This window comes from Weissella confusa (assembly GCA_041871065.1).
In the GTDB taxonomy this organism is placed as follows: domain Bacteria; phylum Bacillota; class Bacilli; order Lactobacillales; family Lactobacillaceae; genus Weissella; species Weissella confusa_A.
In genome coordinates, this window is the sequence record CP168942.1 from 1,591,339 (window position 1) to 1,615,113 (window position 23,775).

At 45.9% G+C, this 23,775-nt stretch carries 21 protein-coding genes; all 21 read right to left on the reverse strand.

Annotated features, from left to right (window positions below):
* Positions 1–34: 34 nt before the first annotated feature.
* Entirely contained in the window at positions 35–2,572 is a 2,538-nt protein-coding gene (locus ACAW68_07755) for an ATP-dependent RecD-like DNA helicase (protein ID XGA15371.1), read from the reverse strand.
* Positions 2,553–3,221 (reverse strand): tetratricopeptide repeat protein, encoded by a 669-nt coding sequence (locus tag ACAW68_07760; protein XGA15372.1) that lies wholly within the window; start codon positions 3,219–3,221, stop codon positions 2,553–2,555. Before ACAW68_07760 ends, ACAW68_07755 begins: the two co-directional genes overlap by 20 nt.
* 20 nt (positions 3,222–3,241) lie before the next feature.
* Positions 3,242–3,904, reverse strand: a complete 663-nt coding sequence (locus tag ACAW68_07765; protein ID XGA15373.1) for a histidine phosphatase family protein — start codon at positions 3,902–3,904, stop codon at positions 3,242–3,244.
* A gap of 453 nt (positions 3,905–4,357) precedes the next feature.
* Positions 4,358–7,147 carry an isoleucine--tRNA ligase gene (gene ileS / locus ACAW68_07770; GenBank protein ID XGA15374.1) on the reverse strand — a complete coding sequence of 930 codons (2,790 nt, stop codon included), beginning with the start codon at positions 7,145–7,147 and terminating at the stop codon, positions 4,358–4,360.
* A 290-nt stretch (positions 7,148–7,437) separates the two neighbouring features.
* Positions 7,438–8,073, reverse strand: a complete 636-nt coding sequence (locus ACAW68_07775) for a DivIVA domain-containing protein (GenBank protein XGA15375.1) — start codon at positions 8,071–8,073, stop codon at positions 7,438–7,440.
* A 14-nt stretch (positions 8,074–8,087) separates the two neighbouring features.
* The gene (locus ACAW68_07780) at positions 8,088–8,873 is read right to left on the reverse strand and encodes an RNA-binding protein (GenBank protein XGA15376.1); all 786 of its coding nucleotides are present in this window, start codon (positions 8,871–8,873) and stop codon (positions 8,088–8,090) included.
* Between the two features lie 11 nt (positions 8,874–8,884).
* Positions 8,885–9,148, reverse strand: coding sequence for a YggT family protein (locus ACAW68_07785; protein XGA15377.1), 264 nt, complete (start codon positions 9,146–9,148; stop codon positions 8,885–8,887).
* Between the two features lie 11 nt (positions 9,149–9,159).
* Positions 9,160–9,633 (reverse strand): cell division protein SepF, encoded by a 474-nt coding sequence (locus tag ACAW68_07790; GenBank protein XGA15378.1) that lies wholly within the window; start codon positions 9,631–9,633, stop codon positions 9,160–9,162.
* 11 nt (positions 9,634–9,644) lie between these two features.
* Positions 9,645–10,898, reverse strand: coding sequence for a cell division protein FtsZ (gene ftsZ / locus ACAW68_07795; GenBank protein XGA15379.1), 1,254 nt, complete (start codon positions 10,896–10,898; stop codon positions 9,645–9,647).
* Between the two features lie 39 nt (positions 10,899–10,937).
* Positions 10,938–12,302, reverse strand: coding sequence for a cell division protein FtsA (ftsA, locus tag ACAW68_07800; protein XGA15380.1), 1,365 nt, complete (start codon positions 12,300–12,302; stop codon positions 10,938–10,940).
* A 141-nt stretch (positions 12,303–12,443) separates the two neighbouring features.
* Complete coding sequence (locus ACAW68_07805; GenBank protein XGA15381.1) at positions 12,444–13,373, reverse strand: cell division protein FtsQ/DivIB; 930 nt, start codon at positions 13,371–13,373, stop codon at positions 12,444–12,446.
* A gap of 31 nt (positions 13,374–13,404) precedes the next feature.
* Positions 13,405–14,502: an undecaprenyldiphospho-muramoylpentapeptide beta-N-acetylglucosaminyltransferase gene (gene murG, locus ACAW68_07810; protein ID XGA15382.1), complete on the reverse strand. Its 1,098-nt coding sequence runs from the start codon at positions 14,500–14,502 to the stop codon at positions 13,405–13,407.
* An 11-nt stretch (positions 14,503–14,513) separates the two neighbouring features.
* Positions 14,514–15,857, reverse strand: coding sequence for a UDP-N-acetylmuramoyl-L-alanine--D-glutamate ligase (gene murD / locus ACAW68_07815; protein XGA15383.1), 1,344 nt, complete (start codon positions 15,855–15,857; stop codon positions 14,514–14,516).
* Between the two features lie 105 nt (positions 15,858–15,962).
* A complete protein-coding gene (gene mraY / locus ACAW68_07820) occupies positions 15,963–16,955 on the reverse strand; it encodes a phospho-N-acetylmuramoyl-pentapeptide-transferase (GenBank protein XGA15384.1) in 993 nt (330 codons plus the stop codon).
* A gap of 29 nt (positions 16,956–16,984) precedes the next feature.
* Positions 16,985–19,096: a penicillin-binding protein gene (locus tag ACAW68_07825; protein ID XGA17016.1), complete on the reverse strand. Its 2,112-nt coding sequence runs from the start codon at positions 19,094–19,096 to the stop codon at positions 16,985–16,987.
* A gap of 82 nt (positions 19,097–19,178) precedes the next feature.
* Complete coding sequence (gene ftsL / locus ACAW68_07830; GenBank protein ID XGA15385.1) at positions 19,179–19,550, reverse strand: cell division protein FtsL; 372 nt, start codon at positions 19,548–19,550, stop codon at positions 19,179–19,181.
* A 44-nt stretch (positions 19,551–19,594) separates the two neighbouring features.
* Positions 19,595–20,539, reverse strand: a complete 945-nt coding sequence (gene rsmH / locus ACAW68_07835; GenBank protein XGA15386.1) for a 16S rRNA (cytosine(1402)-N(4))-methyltransferase RsmH — start codon at positions 20,537–20,539, stop codon at positions 19,595–19,597.
* 44 nt (positions 20,540–20,583) lie between these two features.
* Entirely contained in the window at positions 20,584–21,018 is a 435-nt protein-coding gene (mraZ, locus tag ACAW68_07840; protein ID XGA15387.1) for a division/cell wall cluster transcriptional repressor MraZ, read from the reverse strand.
* Positions 21,019–21,526: 508 nt separating this feature from the next.
* Positions 21,527–21,907 (reverse strand): hypothetical protein, encoded by a 381-nt coding sequence (locus ACAW68_07845; GenBank protein XGA15388.1) that lies wholly within the window; start codon positions 21,905–21,907, stop codon positions 21,527–21,529.
* A 48-nt stretch (positions 21,908–21,955) separates the two neighbouring features.
* The gene (locus ACAW68_07850) at positions 21,956–22,702 is read right to left on the reverse strand and encodes a 16S rRNA (uracil(1498)-N(3))-methyltransferase (GenBank protein ID XGA15389.1); all 747 of its coding nucleotides are present in this window, start codon (positions 22,700–22,702) and stop codon (positions 21,956–21,958) included.
* On the reverse strand, positions 22,702–23,655 hold the full coding sequence (gene prmA, locus ACAW68_07855) for a 50S ribosomal protein L11 methyltransferase (GenBank protein ID XGA15390.1): 954 nt from the start codon (positions 23,653–23,655) through the stop codon (positions 22,702–22,704). Before prmA ends, ACAW68_07850 begins: the two co-directional genes overlap by 1 nt.
* Between the last annotated feature and the right edge of the window lie 120 nt (positions 23,656–23,775).

Sequence of the window (23,775 nt, forward strand, 5' to 3'; positions counted from 1 at the left end):
ACAATGTTCATGACGTGCTACCGTTACATCCTTATTAAGGCATGAAGTCGTATGGTGTCATGTCTGCCATCCCCACATTTGGGTCAATCGACTCATCCATAATCTTCGCAATCGTTAGCAAATCATCATCGTCATCCGCAACAGCTTGGACAATTTCGTCCACAACCGGCGTATCATCAATGGTTGTGTTTTCTTCATCGATTGGCACAACTGCTACTGGCTTTTGATTAATCGCATTGACCGCTGCCAATGATTTATCATCATCCGGTACATCTGGCAGCTCACCATCTTGCGCCTGTTGCAATCGTTCTTGCAACGTCGTGTGTCGATTAACACCCTCAGTTTCGGCTGCGCGTTGGTAGGCACTAACATCTCCAATAAGGACGAGTGACTCACTAGCACGCGTTAGCCCGGTATACAGCAGATTGCGTTGCAGCATGCGACTAAACGCATTCACAAGTGGCATGATAACCAGCTTGTATTCAGCACCCTGCGCCTTGTGAATCGTCGTTGCATACGCTAACGTCAATTGATTCCAGTTCTGACGCGTATATTCAACCTCGCCGGTATCAAAAGCCACCGTGATGTTGTCCGTATTATCTTCGTTGCTCTTATCCTTCGCCAACATAATTGCCGTGATGTACCCAATGTCCCCGTTAAACACATTATGTTCAGGATCATTGGCCGTCTGCATGACCTTGTCACCAACACGGAAGTTAAACTCTAACTCACCAAGCTTCATGTGAATTTCACGCTTCTTGGCCGTCATTGGATTAAAGATTTCTTGGGCCACAGCATTCAGATTGTGAACACCCGCTGGCGTACGATACATGGGCGCCAAAATTTGCATATCAGCAACTGAATTACCGCGTTCCTTCCAACTCGTGGCAATCTGTTCAACCATGCGTGGCACCTGATTTGTCTGCGCCGGGAAAAACGATCGGTCAGGTTGGCGCTCGGTAAAGTTTGCTGGCAAGACACCGCTCTTCACTGAGCTCGCCAACTCAATAATGGTTGAGCCCTTACCCTGACGGTGGATTGTCTCCAACTCACGATAATTCAACAATCCGCTGGCTAATAAATCGTAGAAAACTCGACCAGGCCCAACAGAAGGCAATTGATCCTTATCGCCAACCAAGATGACTTGCATGCCATTTGGAATCGCGCGTAGTAATAAGTCGAATAATTGCGTATCCACCATCGACATCTCATCAATCACGAGCAAACGACCGCTTAACTCCTCGATATCAATGTCATCTGTATTTTCACGACCAGTGATACCTAGCAAACGGTGAATTGTCGAAGCTGGCATGCCTGTAGATTCGGAAAGTCGCTTGGCTGCACGACCAGTTGGCGCCGCTAAGCGAATACTCTCACTAATTTCATCCCACTTCATACCTTCATCTTGTAACAACTTCTTCAACGTTGCCACAACACCATTGATGATGGTCGTCTTTCCTGTACCGGGTCCACCCGTCAGGATAAATAGATTGCTCATCAGAGCCGCAATCATCGCATCACGTTGCACATCATCATACGGAAACGGATTCTCTTCCTCGACTTCCGCGAGTTGCTTCACAACATCAGCGCGCTTGTATTCGCTATTCTTCGTTTTGCTTAAACGGACCATGCGTTGGGCAATTTCACGTTCAGCTTCAAATAGCGCCTTAATGTATAAGTTCTGTCCGTCAGCAATCACGATGCCATCAGACGTCAAGGTTAATAATGCGCGCTTAATCAACGCTGGATCAATGCGGGCATTTTGAGAACGTTCTAGAATTTGTTGCGTAGTTTGTAGCAACGCTTCCACTTGCATAAACGTATCACCAGACTCGAATGTTGCCTGGTTAATCGCTGAAATAACCCCTGCTTGGATACGACGCGCGTCCAACGCGTCAATTCCCTGCTGAGCTGCTAAACGATCGATACGAGCAAATGAAACACCCTCAATATCGATAACCATTTGATAAGGGTTAGTTTTTAAAATCTGTAAAGTTTGCTGCTGATACTTTTGGTAAATCACAGTGGCGAGGGCTGAACCAAAACCATAATCGTTAAGCGCAATGATGGCGCGTTCCATACCGTCCGATTGTTGCAACTGCTTCACGATGACTTCTTGCAATTTAGTTGAAATACCCGTTTCAATCAAGACGTCTGGTGATTCCAGAATTTTATCAATTGCTTCAATACCGAGGTCATCAACAATCTTCGTTGCCGTCGCTTTTCCAACACCGGGAAATTGGTCACCAGATAAATAAGCAACCAATCCAGACGTTGTACTAGCTGCCTGACGTTGATAGTTTTGAGCCGCAAACTGGACCCCATAACGCGCGTGCGTCGTTAGCCGACCCTTAAACTCATAACTAGCCCCAATCTGAATATCACCAAAACTACCAGTCACCGTTAGTTCAGTATCATCATAATCGAAGTTTTGTTCGGCTACTTCGATAATCATGACTTTATAAAAAGAATCTTGGGCAGCAAACAGAATATTCTTCACTTGCCCAGTGACAGTCGGTGTTTCATCCGATGCCGCTGGGCCATCGAACAAACTAGTTTGACTCTGACTCATCTACACGACTCCCTGATAGTAGTTGTACGATTTCATCCAATCGTTGGGCTTGGGCGCGGTATCGTTCCATATCAATCATTTCAGCCGTGGCTGACCATTGATTTTCACGGTCACCATCAACAATTGCGATAATTCCGCGACCGAAATTAGCGTCAAAATTCATTGGGTCCACATGGATAGCATCATTAAATGCAGCCGTTGCCTTATCCATGTTTTGCAAACCAAGCCAGATGTTACCAAGTAGCACTTGGGCGGCAACGTCTTCTGGTTGTTGCTCTACCGCCGTCAACGCAAATACCAATGCCTTTTGGAATTGATTTTGTGCATACCATGCTTGGGCTTGCATAACCGTTGCATCATGCAAAATCTCTAAATCAGTGATCTTAGCGAAAAACTCATTCGCACGCGCATAATCACCAGCCACGTAATAAACATTTCCAGCAGCGTACAACAAATTTTGCAACGCTTCATCATTCGCTTGGAACAAGCCCAAGCTCTTCAAAGCCAATTCTTCTGCTTCCACAAGATTTTCTGTGGCAACCAAAACAGCCACCAAGTCTGCATAGGCTTGCCAGTTGTCTGGGTTAGCGTTAATCTCACTTACCAAGCGAGCGATATCTGCTTGTGCTGCATTTTCTGGTTGCGTCATCTTAAAAATCCTTCTTCTCTTTAAATTGTATTTGAGGCATCACTTGCGACACCCAAATAACTTGTATCATTTCGTGAAATTTCCGTAAACGTGTGACCATCATGCGTTTCTAGGATAGATGTACTTGTGTTACCCAAGCCACCTCGCGAACGCAAATCAGCCAGCGGAATACCTGTAAGACCACCCATTCCGGTCGTCAACGCAGCGCCGTGGCTGAAGAAAACCAAATTAACATCTTCGCCACCGTATGTTGCGACAGCTTCTTCAACCGCCTCACGGAAGCGCTTTTGGACGCTTTCGAACGACTCAGATCCTTCAACTTGGCTTGCATCGAACTTCTCTGGGTGGTTACGAGAAGCATCGTACATGTCATACCAGCCTTCTTGAACTTCAGCGAAGCTCATCCCTTCCCAAACACCGAATGAAAACTCCTTCAAACCGTCCATAAACGTCAACTCAGGACGCTTGTTTAGCATGGCTAAGGTTTCTTCGGCAGTGATGCGAGCACGCTTGATAGGGCTTGAAAAGGCGTGTGCAAATTCAATATCCTTCAAGTGATTACCAAGCATTTTGATTTGGTCGTATGATTCAGGCAACAATGGTGAGTCACCACCTGCCCCTTGAAAACGGCCCTCTGCGTTCCATTCTGTTTTACCGTGGCGGATGAAGTATAGCTTCGTCATGCGTTGGTCTCCTTCTCTTTAATTGGTTATGTATTTAAGGTAGTGGTGAGTGTACGCCCTGACGGCAGGGTGAACTGTTCACCCATTGATTTTCCAGCAGATGTAAATCCGAAACAGACTAATACATCTTGGCTGCTGGCATGGTAATGCGGGACTATCGTAGCGTTCAAATCAGGGCAACATGCCGCATGGCCGGCGCTATTCAGATAAGCCCACACAGGACTAAAAGGATTAGGGGGAATTATTTGCCCCGCTGAATGGCGTCCGCGCCATTCGGTTGCCTTGATTTGAATTTTGTCGGAGATAGTCCCGCATTCCCATGCCTCGACGCAACGCGTCGACACTAACCACCAAAAACTTACATCTCCCATTATAGACGTAAAAACGCCGAGAGACAAAAATCTCCCGGCGTTTTCCTGTTATCGATATTATATTTTTAGTGTGTAACCGTGATTACTCCAAACCTTCAGTCAAAGCCTCAGGGAAGTTCTCGCGGACGATTTGTGCTTCGTGTGCTGACAACATTGGGAAGTCAGGATCTGCACCCAAATCAGTGTGGTACATACGATCACGTGGTGACTCTTCACCTTCTGCGTGAGCAACCGCAATCTTGTAACCATCAAAGTCCGTGGCATCACCAGCTTCATCAGCTGATGCCACGTGCAATTGAGAAACAAGCAACAAGACGCGAACATCTTGTCCCAATGAATCCAACCAAGCCTTTTGGTCGTCAGTCAAGAACAACGTTACCGCTGCTTCGGCTGGCTTACCAATCAACTTAGCATCACGTGCAACTTCAAGTGACTTGTTCACGGCATCGCGCAACGTCATGAATTGTGACCACTTAGCCATCAATTCGTCAGCGTTAGCAATGTCTTCAACAACTGGCATCTCAGTCAAGTAAGCAAAGTCGCCTTCTTCGTGCTCTAGATACTCGAAGATTTCTTCAGCCGTGTGTGGCAAGATTGGCAACAACAACTTGTCCAAGTCTACCAAGACCTTGTACAAGACCGTTTGCAATGACAAACGGGCGTGTCCCTTAGGCGCTTCAACATACAAGATGTCCTTAGCGAAGTCCAAGTAGAACGCTGACAAGTCAACGTTAATAAAGTTGATAACCAACTTGTTTACTGCTTGGAAGTCGTATGCGTCGTAGGCAGCCTTAATGTCGGCAACCAACTTGTTAAAGCGAGCATAGAAGTATTGATCAGCTGCAACCAAGTCATCAAAGGCAACTGTGTCAGCCTTTGGATCAAAGTCTGACGTGTTAGCCAACAAGAAACGCATCGTGTTTCGGATCTTACGGTATGTCTCAGAAGTTTGTGACAACAAGTCCATTGACACACGAACATCGGCTGATGAATCAACTGACGTTACCCACAAACGGATAATTTCAGCACCCATCTCCTTCACCACTTCGTTAGGTGAAATGATGTTACCCAATGACTTAGACATCTTCTCACCGTTTCCGTCCAAGACGAATCCTTGTGACAAGACTGACTTGTAAGGAGCCTTACCAGTTACGGCAACACCAGTGATCAATGATGAGTTGAACCAACCACGGTATTGGTCAGAACCTTCCAAAACCAAATCTTCTGGGAAGCTTAGGTTTGGACGAGTGGCCATAACACCTTGGTGTGAAGTTCCTGAATCGAACCAAACGTCCATGATGTCCGTTTCCTTGGTAAATTCGCCATTTGGTGAGTGCTCGTTTGAGTAACCTTCTGGCAACAAGTCCTTGGCCTCACGTTCGAACCAAACGTTTGAACCGTGCTCAGCTACCAAGTCAGCGATGTGGTCAATGATTTCAGGGTCAACAATTGCCGTACCATCTTCAGCGTAGAAGATTGGCAATGGCACACCCCAAACACGTTGACGTGAGATAACCCAGTCGCCACGGTCGCGGATCATGTTGTACAAACGCTTCTTACCCCATTCTGGTTGGAACGTTACATCGTCCAATGCATCCAAAATGTCTTGACGGAAGCTGTCGATTGAAGCGAACCATTGTGGCACAGCACGGAAGATAACTGGCTTCTTAGTACGCCAGTCAAATGGGTAGCTGTGAACAACTGGCTCGTGCAAGATCAACGCATCAGCTTCTTCAAGCTTTTGCAAAGCAACCTTGTCAGCGTCTTGGTAGAAGACACCTTCAAAGTCAGGACCAGCTTCAGCCGTCATCTTACCTTGGTCATCAACGTTCATGATAACTGGCATGTTGTAGCGTTGACCGGTAGCAAAGTCATCTTCACCAAATCCTGGGGCCGTGTGAACCGCACCAGTACCGGCATCTGCCGTAACGTAATCAGCGTTAACAACCAAAATCTCACGGTCCATGAATGGGTGCTCAGTTGTCACCATTTCAAGTTCCTTACCAGTGAAGGTTGCGACAACTTCGTACTCGTCCCAGCCGAACTTAGGTGCAACGGCACCCAACAAAGCTGAAGCAACGATGTACTTCTTGTCTGAACCCTTGGGTTGGATTTGTGAGTATTCGAAATCAGCGTTCAAAGCCAAAGCTTGTGAAGCTGGTACCGTCCAAGGCGTCGTCGTCCAGGCGATGAAGTACGTGTCGTTATCCAACAAGCCCTTACCGTCCTTAACGCGCTCTGAGAAGAACGCCGTGTCTGACTCAATGTCGTGGTATTCGATTTCAGCCATTGCCAAAGCAGACTCTGATGACCATGACCAGAAGACAGGCTTCTTACCACGGTAGATCAAGTTCTTCTTGGCCATCTCACCGAAGACGCGCAATTGTGCAGCTTCGAACTCAGGCAACAACGTCAAGTATGGGTTATCCCAGTCAGCTGAAATTCCCAAACGCTTGAAGTCGGCCATTTGCGTCTTAACTTGCTTACGTGCAAATTCTTCGGCCATCTTACGCCAGATAACTGGTCCAACCGCCTTGCGATCCTTACCAGCCTTTGTCAATTGTTGTTCAATTGGCAAACCGTGCGTATCCCAACCAGGGACAAATGGTGCGTAGAAACCATTCATTGACTTGTAACGAACGATGATATCCTTAGAAATCTTGTTCATTGCGTGTCCGATGTGAATGTTTCCGTTAGCATATGGAGGGCCATCGTGAAGCATAAATGATGGCTTACCTTCGTTCATCTTTTGACGTTGCTCATAGACCTTGTTCTCGAACCAGATGTTTTCACGTTGTAGCTCAGTTTGTGGTAGGTTACCACGCATTGGGAACTTCGTCTTTCCTAGGTTCAAGGTTTGCTTCATCTTCATAAAAGCGCAATCCTTTCTGTTCAATTCAAGTGCTACCGCGTTGACATGCGGTTTACCCTGAAACTAAAAAATCCCGCATCGGCCAAATAGCCAATGCGGGACGTCATGTCAACGTGGTACCACCCGAATTCACGGCAAAAAGCCGCCTCTTCTGTGTATTTAAAAAAATCATTCTTGCTGATAAACAAGCTGCGTGACCATCCTAGGCTCTCACCGGGTAATCCTAGGTCGCTGTTTGGAATACATCTTGCCGTTTGGTCAAGAAACCATGATTACATGATAACGAAAAATTAGTCCTTATTCAAGAAGTTTTCTTCGTTTTCGTTTGATTCAGGGAAGATAACAACCGTCTCGACCTCTGAACTAGCTTGTGACGCAGCTGACTCTGGTGCAACCGGAGCGGCTGATTGTGGTTGTTGGAATGCAGCAGGTTGTTGGAATGCAGCCCAGTCATCAGTCTTAACCAAGTCCAATTGTGCGTTCAACATACCTTCAATCTTAGCCTTGAATGCGCCCATTTCCTTGTTCAAAGCATCGTGCTCAGCAACCAATGCTTCGTTCTTTGATTGAGATTCAGTCAACAATGAGTTGGCCTTAGCGTTAGCTTCCATAACAATCTTTTGTGCTTCAGCTTGTGCTTGTTGCAACGTTGCCTCAGCTTCAGCTTCAGTTTGCTTCTTCAAACGGTCAGCTGCTTCTTGGGCGATCAAGATTGATGAGTTAACAGATTGCTTCATCTCTTCAACTTGCTTAGCGTTAGCATCTGCTTCAGCCAATTGCGTCTTCAAAGTTTGGTTCTCTTGTAGCAAACCATCGTAGTCCGTTACGATTTGGTCCAAGAAAGCCGTTACTTCAGCCTTGTCGTACCACTTGTTACTCTTTGTGTTAAATTCCTTAGCGTGAATCTCTTGTGGGGTCAATGCCATGATCGTTCTCCAATCTATTTCTTAATGACGGCCAGTGTGACGCGCCATTTATCTTTTTTTGTTATACCATTTTCAGCTAGCAATTTCATGCGACCGAACCGGCGCACTGAAATTAAATCGTTGACCGCCAACATAAAATCTGGTCGGTCAATCTCGGTCCAATTTACTCGGACCATGCCACGCTCAACTAATTCTTTAGCATGCGTTCTAGATACATTATACCCATTAGCCACTATAGTATCTAGTCGAAGGGATGACACAGTTGTATTGATATCGTCCCACTCCTCTTGTGGTGTGACAATATCAGCTAGCATCATTGGTTCAAAACGAACCTTTGTTTTACCAACGTGATCCAGTGATGACGTGATAAATCGCGCCATCTGCTCCGTTGCAACAATCTGCCAATCACCATCTTCGCTACTAATAATGTCCCCGAAACTATCTCGAGATAAGCCATTGTTAATTAACGTACCAAGCACTGTACTATGATGTAGTTCAGCAAACTTGGTTGGATAGTTGATGCGGATTGCAGCAATTTCAAAATCGTCCTGTTGCACATCGTAGTAATCTGGTGCAATCAAGGACCGTGCACTTTCGGCATCAGTATAGCCACCAGAGTGAGCAATCTTTAACTCATCATGCTGGTTAACCAACGTCTCCAAAATATATCTCTGCCGCGGGTTCAAAAAATTCGTCAGTACTGGACGATACTCATCCAATGCCTGACGAATTAAGCCTTGCGCTACATCAAGAAATGCAGCTTCGCTCGGGCGGAAATGTTGTGATACATTATCTGCCATATTTTATTTCTCTAGAATGCTTGTGCAATTGCGCGTAGGCCAACTTGAGCAGCTTGCAATAGTAGCAAACCAATCAATGGGGTAAAGTCGATAATTCCCGTACGAGGCATCACACGGCGAATCGGATCAACGACGATTCCGGCAATACGACCTAGCAATTGTCCCAAGGCTGATTGTTGTGCCCCGGGCAACCATGACATCAGCACCCAAATCAAGATTACGAACTCCATGGCACGCAAGACCAACATCAATAACGAAAAAATGAGTGTTAACATTTGGTCACCTATTAATTAAATTGTTGTCCCAAGTTTTGAGAAATCGTTCCTGAAATCTCAAAATTGTGAGGCGTCGCAAGGAAGATGCGCTCACCAACACGTTCAATGATACCGTCAACAGCAAACGCCGTCCCACCTAGGTAGTCAAGCACACGCTTTCCCGTGTTTTCATCAATTGAACCTAGGTTTACGATAACCGCTTCACCAGCCAACAATTGCGTCGCAATTGTTTGGGCATCAGCGTACGTACGTGGCTCATACAATGCAATCTTTGACGTCTCACCTGGACGTGAGCCATCCATTGGCAAAACGTTTGGACGACGTGCTGCCGTTGGACGTGTTGCATTTGCATTATTAGCCTTAGTCTTTGACGGTGCTTGTTGTGCAGGTTCTTGCACGTATTGCTCTTCCGGTGCCTCTTCTTCTTCATAGTAGTAATCACTATCTGATCCCATGAAGAAGTTTCTAAAATTCTCAAAAGCCATCGGTTGTCTCCTTACTTTTCGCCACGCTTCATCCAGTTAAAGTAAGCTGGACGCTCAATTTCTTCGTCAGCAGCTGTGTTTTCTGATGAAAGCGGTTGAACTGGTTCAACCGGAGCAGCTTGTGCAGGCGTTGCTTGTTGTGCGGGCTCAGCCGTCACGTTCCAGTCAGCAAAAGGATCAGTGTTAACTGGTTGTTGTGGTTGAACCGGTGCAGTTTGTTGTTGCACAGGCGCTACCGGCTCAGACACTGCTTCAAATGGGCTAGCTGTGTTGGCTGCGCCCAAGTTGATTTCTGGACGTGGCGTTGCTGGACGATCAATACCAGTTGCAATAACCGTCACAACCAACTCGCCTTCCATTTCCATATCAATCGTTGTACCGAAGATAATGTCAATGTCTGTTCCAGCAGCTTGTGCAATCGTCTCTGAAGCTTCTTGCGCTTCGAACAATGACATGTCTGCGCCACCCTTAACTGAAAGCAAAACGTTCGTAGCGCCTTCAATCTTAGCTTCCAACAATGGTGAAGCGATGGCCTTGCGCGTTGCTTCGGCAGCACGGTTTTCACCAGAAGCTGACCCAATACCCATCAAGGCAGTACCTTGACCGGCCATCGCTGTCTTAACATCGGCAAAGTCCAAATTGATGATACCAGGCTTAGTAATCAAGTCTGAGATACCTGAAACACCTTGCAACAAGACATCGTCGACCATCTTGAAGGCTTCCATAATTGGCGCCTTCTTATCAACGATTTGTAGCAAGTTGTTGTTAGCGATAACGATCAACGTATCAACGTTTTCCTTCAACTTAGCCAATCCTTCGGCAGCTGACTTGCCACGCTTTGGACCTTCAAATGAGAATGGACGTGTTACGACACCAATCGTCAAAGCACCTGAGTCCTTGGCGATCTTAGCAATAACTGGTGCGGCACCAGTACCAGTACCACCACCCATTCCAGCAGTAACGAAGACCATGTCTGCACCGGCCAAAGCATCAGCAATTTCTTGCTCGCTTTCCTTAGCAGCAGCTTCACCAACTTCTGGACGAGCTCCAGCACCCAAACCACGAGTTGCCTTAGCACCGATTTGAATCTTGTTTTCTGCAGCTGAACGCTCCAACGCTTGGGCATCAGTGTTGGCTACGATAAACTCAACACCTTCAACACCGTCATTCACCATTTGGTTAACGGCGTTTCCACCACCACCACCGACACCAATTACTTTAATCGTTGCGCCGTACTCTTGGTTCATATCCATTTGGAAATCCATAACGAGCTCCTTTTTTCTCACTTATCTTTTCTTTTTTGTTTAGTCGAAGAATTCCTTGAAGAAGCTAAACAATGCACTCTTCTTCTTAGTCTTCTCTTCATCATCGTAATTGACATCATCCATGTCATTAACTGATGGTTCTACCACCGTTTGACTTTCAGGTCGAACAGGTCGGCGATTTGTCGCTGGCTTTTGCACTGGTGTTGCCACCGCGATTGTTGGTTGACCAACAACTGTCAATGGCAAGCCGTACAAGGCCTCCTTCACAATCAATTGAATTGGTGATTGTTGCGCAGCATAGTGAACCAAAGCCCAAGCTCCGGCATAACCAGGGTGACGCAACCCAATGTCAGTTGGTGAAAATGGCTTAACTTGCACATTGTAGACACTACGAATTGCTTCAGTCATGCCACGCAAGGCAGCACCACCACCGGTAACAACAATGCCACCTGGCAATTCAAACGCCCCAACAAGTTGTAGCTTCTCGCCAAGCTTGTCCAAAATTTGCATGAGACGCGCTTCGATAATTTGTGCCAACAATACCTCAGAGATTTGCTCAGTTTCTTCTGAACTAACCTTCTTGATAACAAGCTTATTATCTTCACGAGCCATGCTTGAAAGCGCCAAACCAGAATCAAGCTTCAACATGTCTGCATCATGCAACCCAACTTCCAAAACTGCACTAATATCGCGTGAGATATTATCGCTTCCAGCTGGGAAAGTTGATAGGAACTTTAGTTGATGATCATGAACAACGGTTGCCGTTGTGTGACCAGCACCCATATCCAAAATGATTGTGCCAAATTCCTGTTGTCCGTCATCCAAAATCGTCTTGCTATAAGCAAGTGGCGTCAACACGAAGTCGCGTAATTGCAATCCAGCTTTAGCAATTGCCAGTCGCAAGTTCCCCATCACATTGCGAGGAGCTGTATAGGCAACCGCCTTCATTTCTAGACGCATCCCCACCATATCGTTTGGATCTTGAATACCATCAAAATCATCTACGATAAATTCGGTAGGCAATAGTTCAACAATTTCACGATCGCTTGGCACGTTAACTTTAACAGCTTCTTTCACGGCTGCTGAGACGTCTTCATACGAAATGTGTTGACTATCCTTTACCGTCACTGTACCGCTAACATTTTGAATTTGAATGTTGCTTGCAGGCAAGCTAGCCACAACTTCAGTGACTGGCGTGCTGGTTTGCTCATTGATTTGTGCAACTGCTTGTCGAATATCATTAGCTGTTGCTTCAATATCCACAACAACACCGCGCTTAACGCCGTGGGCAATCGAACGACCAACCGCCACAATGTTAGCTTGCTGATCTCGAACATCCGCCGCTAGCACTTTTATCGTGTTTGTCCCGACATCGAGACCAACTATTAACCCGTGGTTGGCCATTTGAGTACCTCCTTAACTGCCAATCAGTTGATGTTTAAATAAATAAACAATTCTTTAAGATAATACCATACTTTATAAGGGTTCTTCCAGACCTCTTGCGGGATTATCCCGTTTTTGTTCGGAAAAGAAATCCTAGCTTTCTTATTGTCCGTATGGTGTGAAATATGCACCGACTTGTAAGTCGGCAATTCCGGTTTTATTATCCAGCGATGCAGCCATAGCTGGGTAATATTTCAGTTTACTTGCCAGGTCATCTGCGCTAATCAAAACTTCATTGCCATCATTCATATACAACTCAAGACGTTGATTATTTTGCTTAGTTGGTGACCAAACAATTTCAGAAACCGAGCGGCGTAACGCCAATGGGAGTTTACCAAACTCAGCTAAAACTAATTTTAAATCAGCAACTGAAGTGAAATTATCATACAGTGGCAACCCACCGACCGGTTGATCCGCCTCAGCACTCGTCAGCATCTTACCGTTTTCCAAAATCGGATAGTAATGCGTATCTGCTTTGACGTAACCCACTTTCACGATTTCGTTGACCTTGATTTCAATGGTGTTATCAGAACCCAATTCAAACTTAAGACCTGAAATTTGCGGATTACGTTGTGCAGCCATCTTACTGAAATAATCAGCTTGGTGGAGCGTCGTCAACAGTGGCTGGCCAGTTTTCAATTGCGCTGCGTCCAACACAGCTTGCTTGCTAAGACTTTCTGATCCGACCACTTTATAGTGATTCACCTGACTCAGTGGTGACATCAAGTAAATTAAGACACCTGCCAATACCGTTAGTGCAGTTGCCGAGAGAATAGCACCACGCTCGTAGGGAAAGAGAATCGGCTCGGATTCTACAACCGGCTCAACACTTTCGGCCACCGAATCTTCGGGTTCTTCAGCAAACGTTTCACGTAAGCGACGAGGTAGTTTTAATTCACGACGAGCCTTTTTTTCTTTCGACTGGCGTGTAGGCAATGATGACCAGTCATCTTCCGACAACAATGCATCTAAGTGCGCTTGAATATCACTTGATTTCGTTCCTTTCGGCTTCGATTCATTTTCATTGGCCATCATGTGCCTCCTTTCCAATCGTTAGGTTAACTTATTTAATAACTGTTTTAATCAACTTGATGAATTGGTCAGCTGCGTCAGGCACACCCAATTCCTTGGCTGCCTTAGCCATCGCAGCACGTTGATCATCGTGCGTCATCAAGTGGTCGATTGTGCCAAACAACGTTGTACCTGAAAGTGACTCTTCAGTAATCATTTCAGCTGCACCGGCTTCAACCAAGCTACGGGCATTCTTTGTTTGGTGATCATTCGTCACGTATGGGCTTGGAATCAAAACCATTGGCTTACCCAATGCCGTTTGTTCCGCCAAACTCGTCGCACCGGCACGTCCAACGACCAAATCCACAACTGGCATCAATTGTGGCATGTTACCGATGTATGGTACAACAGCGACATTTTCAGCTGGTACGACACCACCGGCACGTAGATCTGCTTGTACGTCGTCATAGCGCTTGCCACCCGTAACGAAGATAACTTGGTATGGACGGTAAGCGAACTTTGACATGCCTGCAACCATGGCCTTGTTCAACTTCAACGCCCCTTGTGAGCCACCGAAGATCAACACCGTTGGCTTATCTGCAGACAAGTGCAAGGTATCCCAATCAAATGCTCCTTCACCGTCAACGACTTCTTGGGCACGTGGATTTCCAACAACTGTTGCCAAACCATCCTTAAAGGCTGATAGCGCCGCCGGAAAGGCAACCCCGACCTTCGTCACATGACGGGCCAAAAACTTGTTTGTGACACCCACAACCGAGTTTTGCTCGTGAATAACCGTTGGAATCTTAAGTTGTTGGGCTGCATATAGCACTGGACCAGAAACATAACCACCAGTTCCAACCACAACATCCGGCTTAAAGTCTTCCAGCATCTTCTTAGCCTTGCGAGTAGCCGTCAAGAAAAGATAGACCGTCTTCACATTATCAAGTGACAATGAGCGACTGAACCCTTGCACGGCCAAAGCCTTAAAGTCGAATCCAGCTTCTGGCACGATTGACTTTTCCAAGCCACGTTCACCACCGATGTACAACACTTCGGTATCTGGTTCTAATTGCTTCAATTGCTTAACCGTTGCTAGCGCTGGGTAAATGTGTCCCCCAGTTCCACCACCTGAAACAACAATACGCATATCTATCTCCTCTACTTTCCTTCGCTGTGAGCCTTAACAGCTGCCACGAACAAATCACCACGTGTTTCGAAATTAGGGAATTGATCCCATGATGCTGCAGCTGGTGATAGCAAAATAATGTCACCTGGCTCACTCAATTCGAAAGCCGGTTCAACCGCATGAGGCGCATCTTCAGCATGAACCACTTCAATACCAAGCGCCTCACCGACTGCTGCAACCTTATCCGCCGTTTGACCAAAGACAACCAAAGCCTTTACGTGTGGCTTCATCGCTTCAAGCAAACGCATTTGGTCGTCACCACGATCTAGACCACCAGCTAGCAAAACAACGGGCGCCTTAAATCCTGATAGCGCCATTTCCGTTGCCTCAATATCAGTCGCCTTTGAATCGTTATAGACTTGACGTCCTTCAAACGTGCCAACATATTGCAAACGGTGCTCAACACCACCAAATTGACGCAATGTCATCGCAATTTGATTGCTTGGCACATTCATCAACTTACCAACAGCAATCGCAACCAACGCGTTTTCGACGTTGTGATCGCCTGGTACGCCGAGTTGGTTAGCTTGCATGATAGCTTCACCACGGAAGTACAACGTACCATCTAGTTCGTAAGCACCTTCTTGACTCACGTTTTGACGTGAAACTGGGACAACTGTCGCTGCAGTTTGCTTTGACAATTCAACCCATTCTTCGCGGTCAACATTGATAACCAAGAAATCATCGGCCGTTTGATTCTTTGTGATCCCCATCTTAGCGGCGACATAGTTTTCGCGTGTGCCGTGGTAATCCAAGTGAGATGCGAAAATGTTTGTGATTATCGCAATATTTGGCTTAGCCGTTGGCATCCCCATCAATTGGAATGATGAGAGCTCTGTGACAAGTGTATCGGTCGCGCGCAATGTTGGGGCAACCTCACTCACTGGCGTCCCAATATTTCCGGCAACAACAACTGCATGCTCGTCGTCTGCTTGCGTACGTAGCACAGCTGCAATCATCTCAGTCGTGGTTGTCTTACCATTTGAACCCGTTAATGCAATCCAAGTTCCCTTGATGTAACGTTGCGCCATTGCAACTTCAACGAAAATTGGAATACCAGCTTCCTGCGCTGCGGCCAAAACTGGAATACGATATGGAATTCCAGGATTCTTAACAATTAGGTCGACGTCAGCTAGCAACTCATCAGTTTGTTCCGTTGTGAATACAACACCTTGTGCTTGCAAAGCAACCACGCGTTCATCCGTCAAATCCAATTTTGGGTCTGAAACTGTCACTTGCGCACCTTCGTTCAACAACAAAGACGCAACGGCTGCCCCAGAACGTGCAAAGCCAATTACCAAAACATGCTTACTCATGATCAGATCCCCTTTAAAAAGTTATGTACGCGGGGCGATCCCCGCTCGTTTGCATAATGCAAAAAGTCTTATAACGACTTAATATGTGTTTTAGTGAATAATGATTTACTTAAAAATCACAAGGTACAAAACCGCAGCAATCAATCCGACTGCCCAGAAGAATGTATCAACTTGCCACTCATTCCATGGCTTATCTGTGTTACCAGTCAAACCACCCTTTTCAAAACTGTGGTGAATTGGTGTCATCAAGAAAATACGCTTCTTGAAGAAGTGATAGCTTGTGACTTGAATCATAACCGTCAACGTTTCGACCATGAAGACGAAACCAATCAACAACAATGACCACTCATGGTGCAAGACAAGTGAGTTCATCGCCAAGCCGGCACCCAACGCCAATGATCCGGTATCACCCATGAAGATTGATGCTGGATAGTGGTTAAAGACCAAGAATCCAAGCAATGCCCCAATCATCAAGGCATCCAACAAGACCATCGTCATGTCACCTTGAACGAACGCGATAATCAAGTATGCAACGTAAGCGATAATCGCTGTACCAGATGCCAAGCCGTCCAAACCATCCGTCAAGTTCGTGGCATTTGACCAACCCACAAGCCAGAAAATCGTGAACAACGTGTAAACGATGATGCTGTTGATGCTACCCAAGTTAAATGGCAAATCCAACGTGAAGTCAAAGTGGCCCAAGAATAGCACCGCAACCGCTAGCAATGCAGCAGCAATTTGTGAAAATAGCTTTGGCAAGAAACGAAGTCCTTCATCACGGTGATTAAAGACCTTGATACTGTCATCAAAGGCACCAACCAACGCAAACACAATAATGGCAATCAACGTTGCCCAACCTGTTGAGGCGTTAGCGCCTGTCGCAAAGGCCAAGATGATGAAACCGATAATCACAACCGGAATAAATCCTGCCCCACCCATCGTAGGTGTTCCTGCCTTAGCGGCGTGATCTGGCCCATTTTCACCAGTACGCATCACCAATTGTTGCACCTTAATTTTCTTAAACCAATTTCTCAAACGCGGTACTACGATGATTGTTGCAATCAACCCCACCAATAGTCCGAGTAACAAAGTCGACATTTGACTTCTCCTCTCTTATAAACCCTTGTTTATTCCGCTTTCGCGTTTTTAAACTCAACCGTTATTTCATGATAGCCATCTGCCAACTGGGTATCAGGCGTAATTGATTGTGTTGCCACAAAGCCATCACCCTTAATAATTGGCTTGATATCAGCCAACTTTGCCCAAGCTAGCACATCACTCTTCGACCATCCGTGCATATTTGGCACCGCAATATTTTCACCAGTGTTCAAGAAGACACGTTGATTCGTCAAAGACTTTTGCGCACCTGCTGGTGTCTGTTTCTTGATTGTATCTCCGTCACCCATTACAACTGGTGTCAAATTAGCTGCCGCAACTTCTTTTTCTGCCTCATTGGTTGATCCACCAACAACCGTTGGGACAGCCACTTGTTGGTCTTCACTGACAACAACTTTATTGTCAGAATCCGACATCGTTAGTGCTTGTTGCATCACCGTCACGAACATATTGGACATATCCGTCGCAATATTTTGCGTGTTCTGCTGTGGTTCCTTCGTCACAATGTACATCAAGTATCGTGGATCATCAGATGGCGCCATTCCCATCCATGAATGGATTTCGTGGGTATTGTCGCCTGGTGATGAATAACCTGTCGAAGTCGCGATTTGTGCCGTTCCAGACTTACCCGTCGTACGAACATCTGGGATCGCATAAGCTTGACCCAAACCGTACTCAGAGTAAATAACATCTTCCAATTGCTTACGCGTTGCCTCAGCCGTTGATTTCTTAATTGGCTTTGCAACAACCTTACGCTTGGCCTGGTAAATCACCTTCTTGGTATTTGGATCAACGACCTTTTCAACAAGGTTCGGCTTGATTTCCTCACCATTTCCAGCGATTGCTGTATAGGCTTGAACCATTTGCAAAGGCGTTACCGAAATGGCCTGTCCATAAGATGTGTTCGCTTGTTCAATTGGATACTTAAACTGCATCAAACCAGTTTCTTCACCTGGCAAATCCGAATCCGTTGACTTCAAGAAGCGGAATTTATTAATGTACTTGTGCCAAGTTTCAGCACCCATCTTTTGCTCGGTCAACGCCATCGCAACGTTTGAAGACTCGGCTATTCCACGTGCATACGTAATCGTTCCCCAACCTTGACCATTGTTCCAATCAGTAACGCTCTTATCACCGATTTTCAAGGTTCCAGATTGATAATACGCATCACCAACCCAGTTACCAGTATCGATTGCTGCTGCCAGCGTGATCCCCTTCATAACTGATCCCGGCTCATAAACAGAACCTGAAATTTCGTTTGTCCAGTAATCACCGATACCTTCACCAGTGGTTGCATTAAATGAAGGGCGTTGCGTTGTTGCAACGATATTACCCGTCTTCGTATCAAGTACAATCGCCAGCGCTGACTTAGGCTTCATATCATCATACAAATTTTGCATCTTCTCTTCGAGCGTTGTCTGCAACTTTGTATTTATGGTTGTATAAATATCATACCCGTTTTTTGCAGATTGGTCTTTCTTTGAGACACTCGAATCTGTATCATCGACCGAAGTTGTCTTCACACCCTTCTTACCAGTGAGTTGTTTGTTGTACTTTTGTTCGATTCCCATCAGACCAACAATGCTTTGTGCACCAGTCTTGTCATCAGTCTTTTCACTCGTATAACCGATGACATTTGACGCAAAAACACCGTTTGGATAGAAACGTGACGCACTATTCGTAAAGGTGATACCCGGTATCTTCAATTTATTGATTTTCTTATATGTCTGGGAATCTAGTTTTAGTCCACGTGAACCAAATTGCACCTGCTTCAACTTGTTAGCCCGACCTTTTTTCAAGGTCTCCACATAAGTCTTCGGATTACCACCCAAGATGCCAGCCAATTGCTTAGCGACCTTCTCATCTTGGCTTGGCGCAACGTAGGCTGGCTTGCCTTTACTTGTTTTTTGCGTATCGTCAATCACTGCCGCCAATGTGTAGGTTGTTGCATTCTCAGCCAACACATTCCCGACTGAGTCAAATATTTCGCCACGCTTGGGCTGAACTGCATTCTGACTTCGGTAAACTTGTTGAGCGGCTTCGTTTAACTTATGCCCCTTCACGTCCTTTGTAATGGCAACATAAGAAAAACGGACCCCCAACACAACCAAAATCAGCAACATAGTACTCACGAGAACAAGACCCGTGATACGACTGTTTTTATCCGATTGGTTACGTTTTGGCATCCGCTGTTTCTTAACCATGCTACTTCACGTTCCTTATGTTTTGGTTTTGAAGCGTCAATCCGTTCTTAGCCGCAACATCGTTCAAACGACTTGGGCTCGTCAAATCACTCACTTCTTGCTTCAAATCATTGTTTTGATTGCGTACCTTTTCAAGGGAAGCTGACGTTGTCGCCAATTGTGAGTTTGCTGTTGCTGCGCGATTTGACGTGTGTACGACAACCATCGCCATGAAGACAACAACAAACGCAGTTGCTACGCAAAAGGCGATATCAATGGCGTTAAAGCCAGGCTTTTCTAGCTTACGCTTAACCACACGAACGCTTGGGCGTTGTTGTGGTTGATTAACTTTGCGCGGTGACGTTGTGTGCGTGTAGTTTGGCATTGCATCCATGATGTTCAGATCCTTTCTTCACCGTCCATCATGGGCGGCCTATGCTATCGTAGTCGTTCGATGACGCGCAACTTCGCTGAATGAGCGCGGTGATTGTTAGCCATTTCTTCTTCTGAAGGTAAGATTGGCTTACGCGTCACGAGTTTATAATCAGGTTGCATCTCATCCGGAATGATTGGCAAGCCAGCTGGCAATTCAGGAACTGCCGTCTTTTCCTTAAACATCGTCTTAACAAGGCGATCTTCAAGTGAATGGAAAGTGATGACCGAAATGCGACCACCAACCTTCAACATATCCAAAGCTTGTGCGAGTGATTCTTCGACCACTCCCAATTCATCATTCACGGCAATTCGAATAGCTTGGAATGAACGCTTGGCCGGATGACCACCCGTTCGACGAGCCGCTGCAGGAATTGCTGACTTGATGACTTCAACTAATTCAAATGTCGTCTCAATTGGTTGAATTTCACGTTGTCGCTCAATCGCACGTGCGATTTGCTTAGCGAACTTTTCTTCACCGTAACGTGACAAGATTCGTAGCAAGTCGTGGAAATCCCACTCGTTAACTACCGTACGCGCTGTCAATTCTTGTGATTGATTCATGCGCATATCAAGTGGTGCATCATAGTTATATGAAAAACCACGTTGTCCGTCGTCGAATTGTGGTGATGACACACCCAAATCGTAAACGATACCATCAATTTCAGTGACTCCAACCTCAGCAAGTGCGTCACGCAAGTTGCGGAAGTTGTTTTGAATGAAGGCAACCTTACCTTCAGCCAACTCAGTAGCCAAATGTTCTTTATTGTAGTTAATTGCCGTGATGTCTTGATCAAATGACCAAAGCTTTCCGGTTGTCAAACGACTTGCCAACAACTGTGAATGACCACCGCCACCCAACGTTGCATCAACATATGTTCCGTCTGGCTTAACATTTAAATTATCAATTGCTTCGTTAAGCAATACGGTTACGTGATTGAACTCCGTCATATGTAATTGCCTGTTCGACCTTTCTAGTTCGTATCAATTTGCTGTTAGAAGCCCAAGTCTTCCAATCCATCAGCAATATCATCAAAATTCTCTGCAGTTTCTTCTTCGTAAGCTTGCCACTTCTCGGCACTCCAAAGTTCGAATGTATCATCACCCAAACCGAAGACCGTGACATCCTTATCGATATTTGCGTATTCACGCAAGGTTGGTGATAGGTTCACACGCCCTTGCTTGTCGAATTCAACTTCTGTCGCACCACCGAAGACAAAACGCTTAAATTGACGCGCCTTGGCATTCGTTTCTGGCAATGCATTAATCTTAGTTGAAAAATCTTCCCAGCCTTGCATCGTGTAGGCACGCAATGAGTGATCCATCCAGCGTGTAATCACAAACGATTCACCCAACTGATTGCGGAATTTTGCGGGGATAATCAACCGGTTCTTAGTATCCAACGTGTGTTGGTAAGTTCCCATGAACATCGGCGATACCCCCTTTCAATTTATTCAGCAATTTCAGATGCTGTGGCGTATTGAGAATAGTCGACATTTCAATACATTTAATTTACCACAATCTCCCACCTTCCACCACCTACCCCCACGTTCTACCACTGGGATATATGGTGTATTTTAGGGTTCAAAAGCCTATTACACCGGCTCTGACGCTCCTTTTTAACAGTCACTTTACAAGTTTTCGAATAACTTTAGAAAATGAAGAATTTTTTAAGGTTATAAGGTCAAACCCTTGATATACCAACGGTTAACAACTTAGTTATGAAGATGGTGGGAGGTGGGGGACAGTGGGTGGGAAGATTAGGTGGTGGAAAGTGGTGGGGATTTGAACAAAAAGTGGGTCGCATCCCCACCGACACCATTAAGCCATCAATATGTTTACTTCAACCTACGCCGTCGCAGGTCGCATTCCCCACTCAGTGCCCAAAACCACACAAAAAAGCGACCTCAAGACTGAGGTCGCTTTTTCGATAGTTATTTAAATTTCGCGGAAGCCGCCATCAACTGGAATTTGATCCTCGATGTCGATTTCTTCCTCTTGTCCACGTGTAAAGGCAAACAACTCAATGACGAAATAAAGGGCCGCCAAATAGTAGCCGTACATTGCTGAGTTCAAATGTAGCCAAACTGACACCAAGAACACGACTGGCCACACAAACATCAAGTACCAGAACGCTCCTCGCTTACGCAAGAATGCGCCTGCAATGGCACTGAAAATCATGTTCGCCACAAACAATGAAAAAATAATTTTAACATTCGCTGTCAACGGTGATTCGTTAATCAAAAACGGTACTAACCACCCCAAGATTGGCATCCAAATCCAGAACCGCCAATCCCACGCTTCTTTCAAACGCTTCATATCAATTCCCCTTTTAACATCCCTGCAACGATGTTAACCTTAAAAATTCTAACGTGCTAACTCAAGTGCATAGCTTAGTGCACTTAGCGCATAAAGTGGTGCAGTCTCAGCCCGTAAAATACGTGGACCCAGTCCTGCTGGCACAAAGCCAAACGTCTTCGTTAGTAAGTCTAACTCACTTTCCTTTAAACCACCTTCAGGTCCAACCAAAAAGGCAATTTTGTCACCCGCATTCAAACGACTGAACTGCGCAACCAGTTGCGCTGTTTCACCCTGTTTGGCGCTCTCTTCCCAGGCAACAATCTTAACCATATCATCCGGCAACACCAAATCACGTAGTTTTTCAACATACGTCACATCTGGCACACGTAAGCGGTGCGATTGTTCAGCAGCCCCTTGGGCAATCTTCTGCAATCGCGCAAGCTTCTTATCGGCCTTCATGCCCCAATGCACAACCGACCAATCCGTCTCTACGATAATCACATGGTGAACGCCTAATTCTGTCGCTTTTTGCACAACCAATTCAGGCTTATCACCCTTAGCAAGGCCAAGAATGATTGTGGCCTCCACTGGCAATTCAACATCAGTGGCCACTTCTTCAACCACGCGCATTGTCGTCGTTTCATCAGCAACCTGAATTACTTCAGCCACCACCATGGTTTGTTGATCAGGATACACAAATTCTGCCTGCGTCCCTTCCTTACCACGAAGGACGGTCATTAAATGATGTTGCACATCTTCTGGCAAAACAAATTCTTGACCGGCTGGCGCTTCAGTCAAAAAATAACGTTGCATTATTCATCCTCGCTTTTACGGTGAGCAATCAAACCATACCATTCACCAAGCTTCATCGTTTCATCAAGTGCGTAGCCATTCTCTTCCAACTTCGCAATAATCGTTTGTGCCTTGTCTTCATAAATACCTGACAACAAGAACTTACCACCTGGGCGCAAAACGCTATCAACTTGTGGAATCAATGGTACAAGCACTTCAGCCAGCATGTTCGCCACGACGATATCGAATTCTTGGGCCGGTACATCGCTTAGCAAGTCACTGGCCATCACTTGAATATCTGAGGCGACTGGGTTCAAGTCCAAATTACCTTGGGCTGATCGAACGGCAACCTCATCAATGTCAGTTCCAAGCACCTTATCAGCGCCCAACAACTTTGCAGCAATACCAAGCACACCCGAACCAGTTCCAACGTCTAGCAAACGCTCACCGCCACGTACGACGATTTCAAGTGCTTGCATCATCAAGCGTGTCGTTGGGTGGGTACCAGTTCCAAAGGCCATTCCAGGGTCCAAAACAATCACTTTTTCGCCTTCTTGGGCTGGTTGGTATTCTTCCCACTTAGGTACGACTGTCAAATGACGCGTCACACGAACTGGGTGGTAGTACTTTTGCCATTCAGTTGCCCAGTCTTCATCCTTAACTGCACTCGTTGTTACCTTACCTGGTGTTGCATCAAGTCCAAATGACGCCAATTGGTTCACACGCATTTGCACATCGTTAATCACTTCAGGCAAATTAACATCTTCTGCAAAATAGCCAGCGACCGTTGCACCTGATTCGCGGTGCTCAACAACATCCCAATCAACCCATACAGTGGCATCAGCGGGTTCGTAGCTGTTCACATCTGCCGCGTCATCGATTTGGATACCTTCTGCACCGGCTTCCATCAAAATGTTGCTGACAGCTTCAACAGCCTCAGTTTGTGTTTCAACAATTATTTCTTGCCAACTCATCAGCACTTCCTCATCACTTAGTTATAGTCTTAACAACAGAATAACATAAAGTTGCCTAAAAATGTTGTCTGCTTTAACCTGCTTCTTTGCTTTTCGCGACAACAAAAAAACGAGAGATAC

What these genes read in the sequence shown, in the direction of transcription:
- ACAW68_07755 (XGA15371.1), bottom strand. Translation starts at nt 2,572, where the DNA reads ATGAGTCAGAGTCAAACTAGTTTGTTCGATGGCCCAGCGGCATCGGAT.
- ACAW68_07760 (XGA15372.1), bottom strand. Translation starts at nt 3,221, where the DNA reads ATGACGCAACCAGAAAATGCAGCACAAGCAGATATCGCTCGCTTGGTA.
- ACAW68_07765 (XGA15373.1), bottom strand. Translation starts at nt 3,904, where the DNA reads ATGACGAAGCTATACTTCATCCGCCACGGTAAAACAGAATGGAACGCA.
- ileS (XGA15374.1), bottom strand. Translation starts at nt 7,147, where the DNA reads ATGAAGATGAAGCAAACCTTGAACCTAGGAAAGACGAAGTTCCCAATG.
- ACAW68_07775 (XGA15375.1), bottom strand. Translation starts at nt 8,073, where the DNA reads ATGGCATTGACCCCACAAGAGATTCACGCTAAGGAATTTAACACAAAG.
- ACAW68_07780 (XGA15376.1), bottom strand. Translation starts at nt 8,873, where the DNA reads ATGGCAGATAATGTATCACAACATTTCCGCCCGAGCGAAGCTGCATTT.
- ACAW68_07785 (XGA15377.1), bottom strand. Translation starts at nt 9,148, where the DNA reads ATGTTAACACTCATTTTTTCGTTATTGATGTTGGTCTTGCGTGCCATG.
- ACAW68_07790 (XGA15378.1), bottom strand. Translation starts at nt 9,633, where the DNA reads ATGGCTTTTGAGAATTTTAGAAACTTCTTCATGGGATCAGATAGTGAT.
- ftsZ (XGA15379.1), bottom strand. Translation starts at nt 10,898, where the DNA reads ATGGATTTCCAAATGGATATGAACCAAGAGTACGGCGCAACGATTAAA.
- ftsA (XGA15380.1), bottom strand. Translation starts at nt 12,302, where the DNA reads ATGGCCAACCACGGGTTAATAGTTGGTCTCGATGTCGGGACAAACACG.
- ACAW68_07805 (XGA15381.1), bottom strand. Translation starts at nt 13,373, where the DNA reads ATGGCCAATGAAAATGAATCGAAGCCGAAAGGAACGAAATCAAGTGAT.
- murG (XGA15382.1), bottom strand. Translation starts at nt 14,502, where the DNA reads ATGCGTATTGTTGTTTCAGGTGGTGGAACTGGGGGACACATTTACCCA.
- murD (XGA15383.1), bottom strand. Translation starts at nt 15,857, where the DNA reads ATGAGTAAGCATGTTTTGGTAATTGGCTTTGCACGTTCTGGGGCAGCC.
- mraY (XGA15384.1), bottom strand. Translation starts at nt 16,955, where the DNA reads ATGTCGACTTTGTTACTCGGACTATTGGTGGGGTTGATTGCAACAATC.
- ACAW68_07825 (XGA17016.1), bottom strand. Translation starts at nt 19,096, where the DNA reads ATGTTGCTGATTTTGGTTGTGTTGGGGGTCCGTTTTTCTTATGTTGCC.
- ftsL (XGA15385.1), bottom strand. Translation starts at nt 19,550, where the DNA reads ATGGATGCAATGCCAAACTACACGCACACAACGTCACCGCGCAAAGTT.
- rsmH (XGA15386.1), bottom strand. Translation starts at nt 20,539, where the DNA reads ATGACGGAGTTCAATCACGTAACCGTATTGCTTAACGAAGCAATTGAT.
- mraZ (XGA15387.1), bottom strand. Translation starts at nt 21,018, where the DNA reads ATGTTCATGGGAACTTACCAACACACGTTGGATACTAAGAACCGGTTG.
- ACAW68_07845 (XGA15388.1), bottom strand. Translation starts at nt 21,907, where the DNA reads ATGAAGCGTTTGAAAGAAGCGTGGGATTGGCGGTTCTGGATTTGGATG.
- ACAW68_07850 (XGA15389.1), bottom strand. Translation starts at nt 22,702, where the DNA reads ATGCAACGTTATTTTTTGACTGAAGCGCCAGCCGGTCAAGAATTTGTT.
- prmA (XGA15390.1), bottom strand. Translation starts at nt 23,655, where the DNA reads ATGAGTTGGCAAGAAATAATTGTTGAAACACAAACTGAGGCTGTTGAA.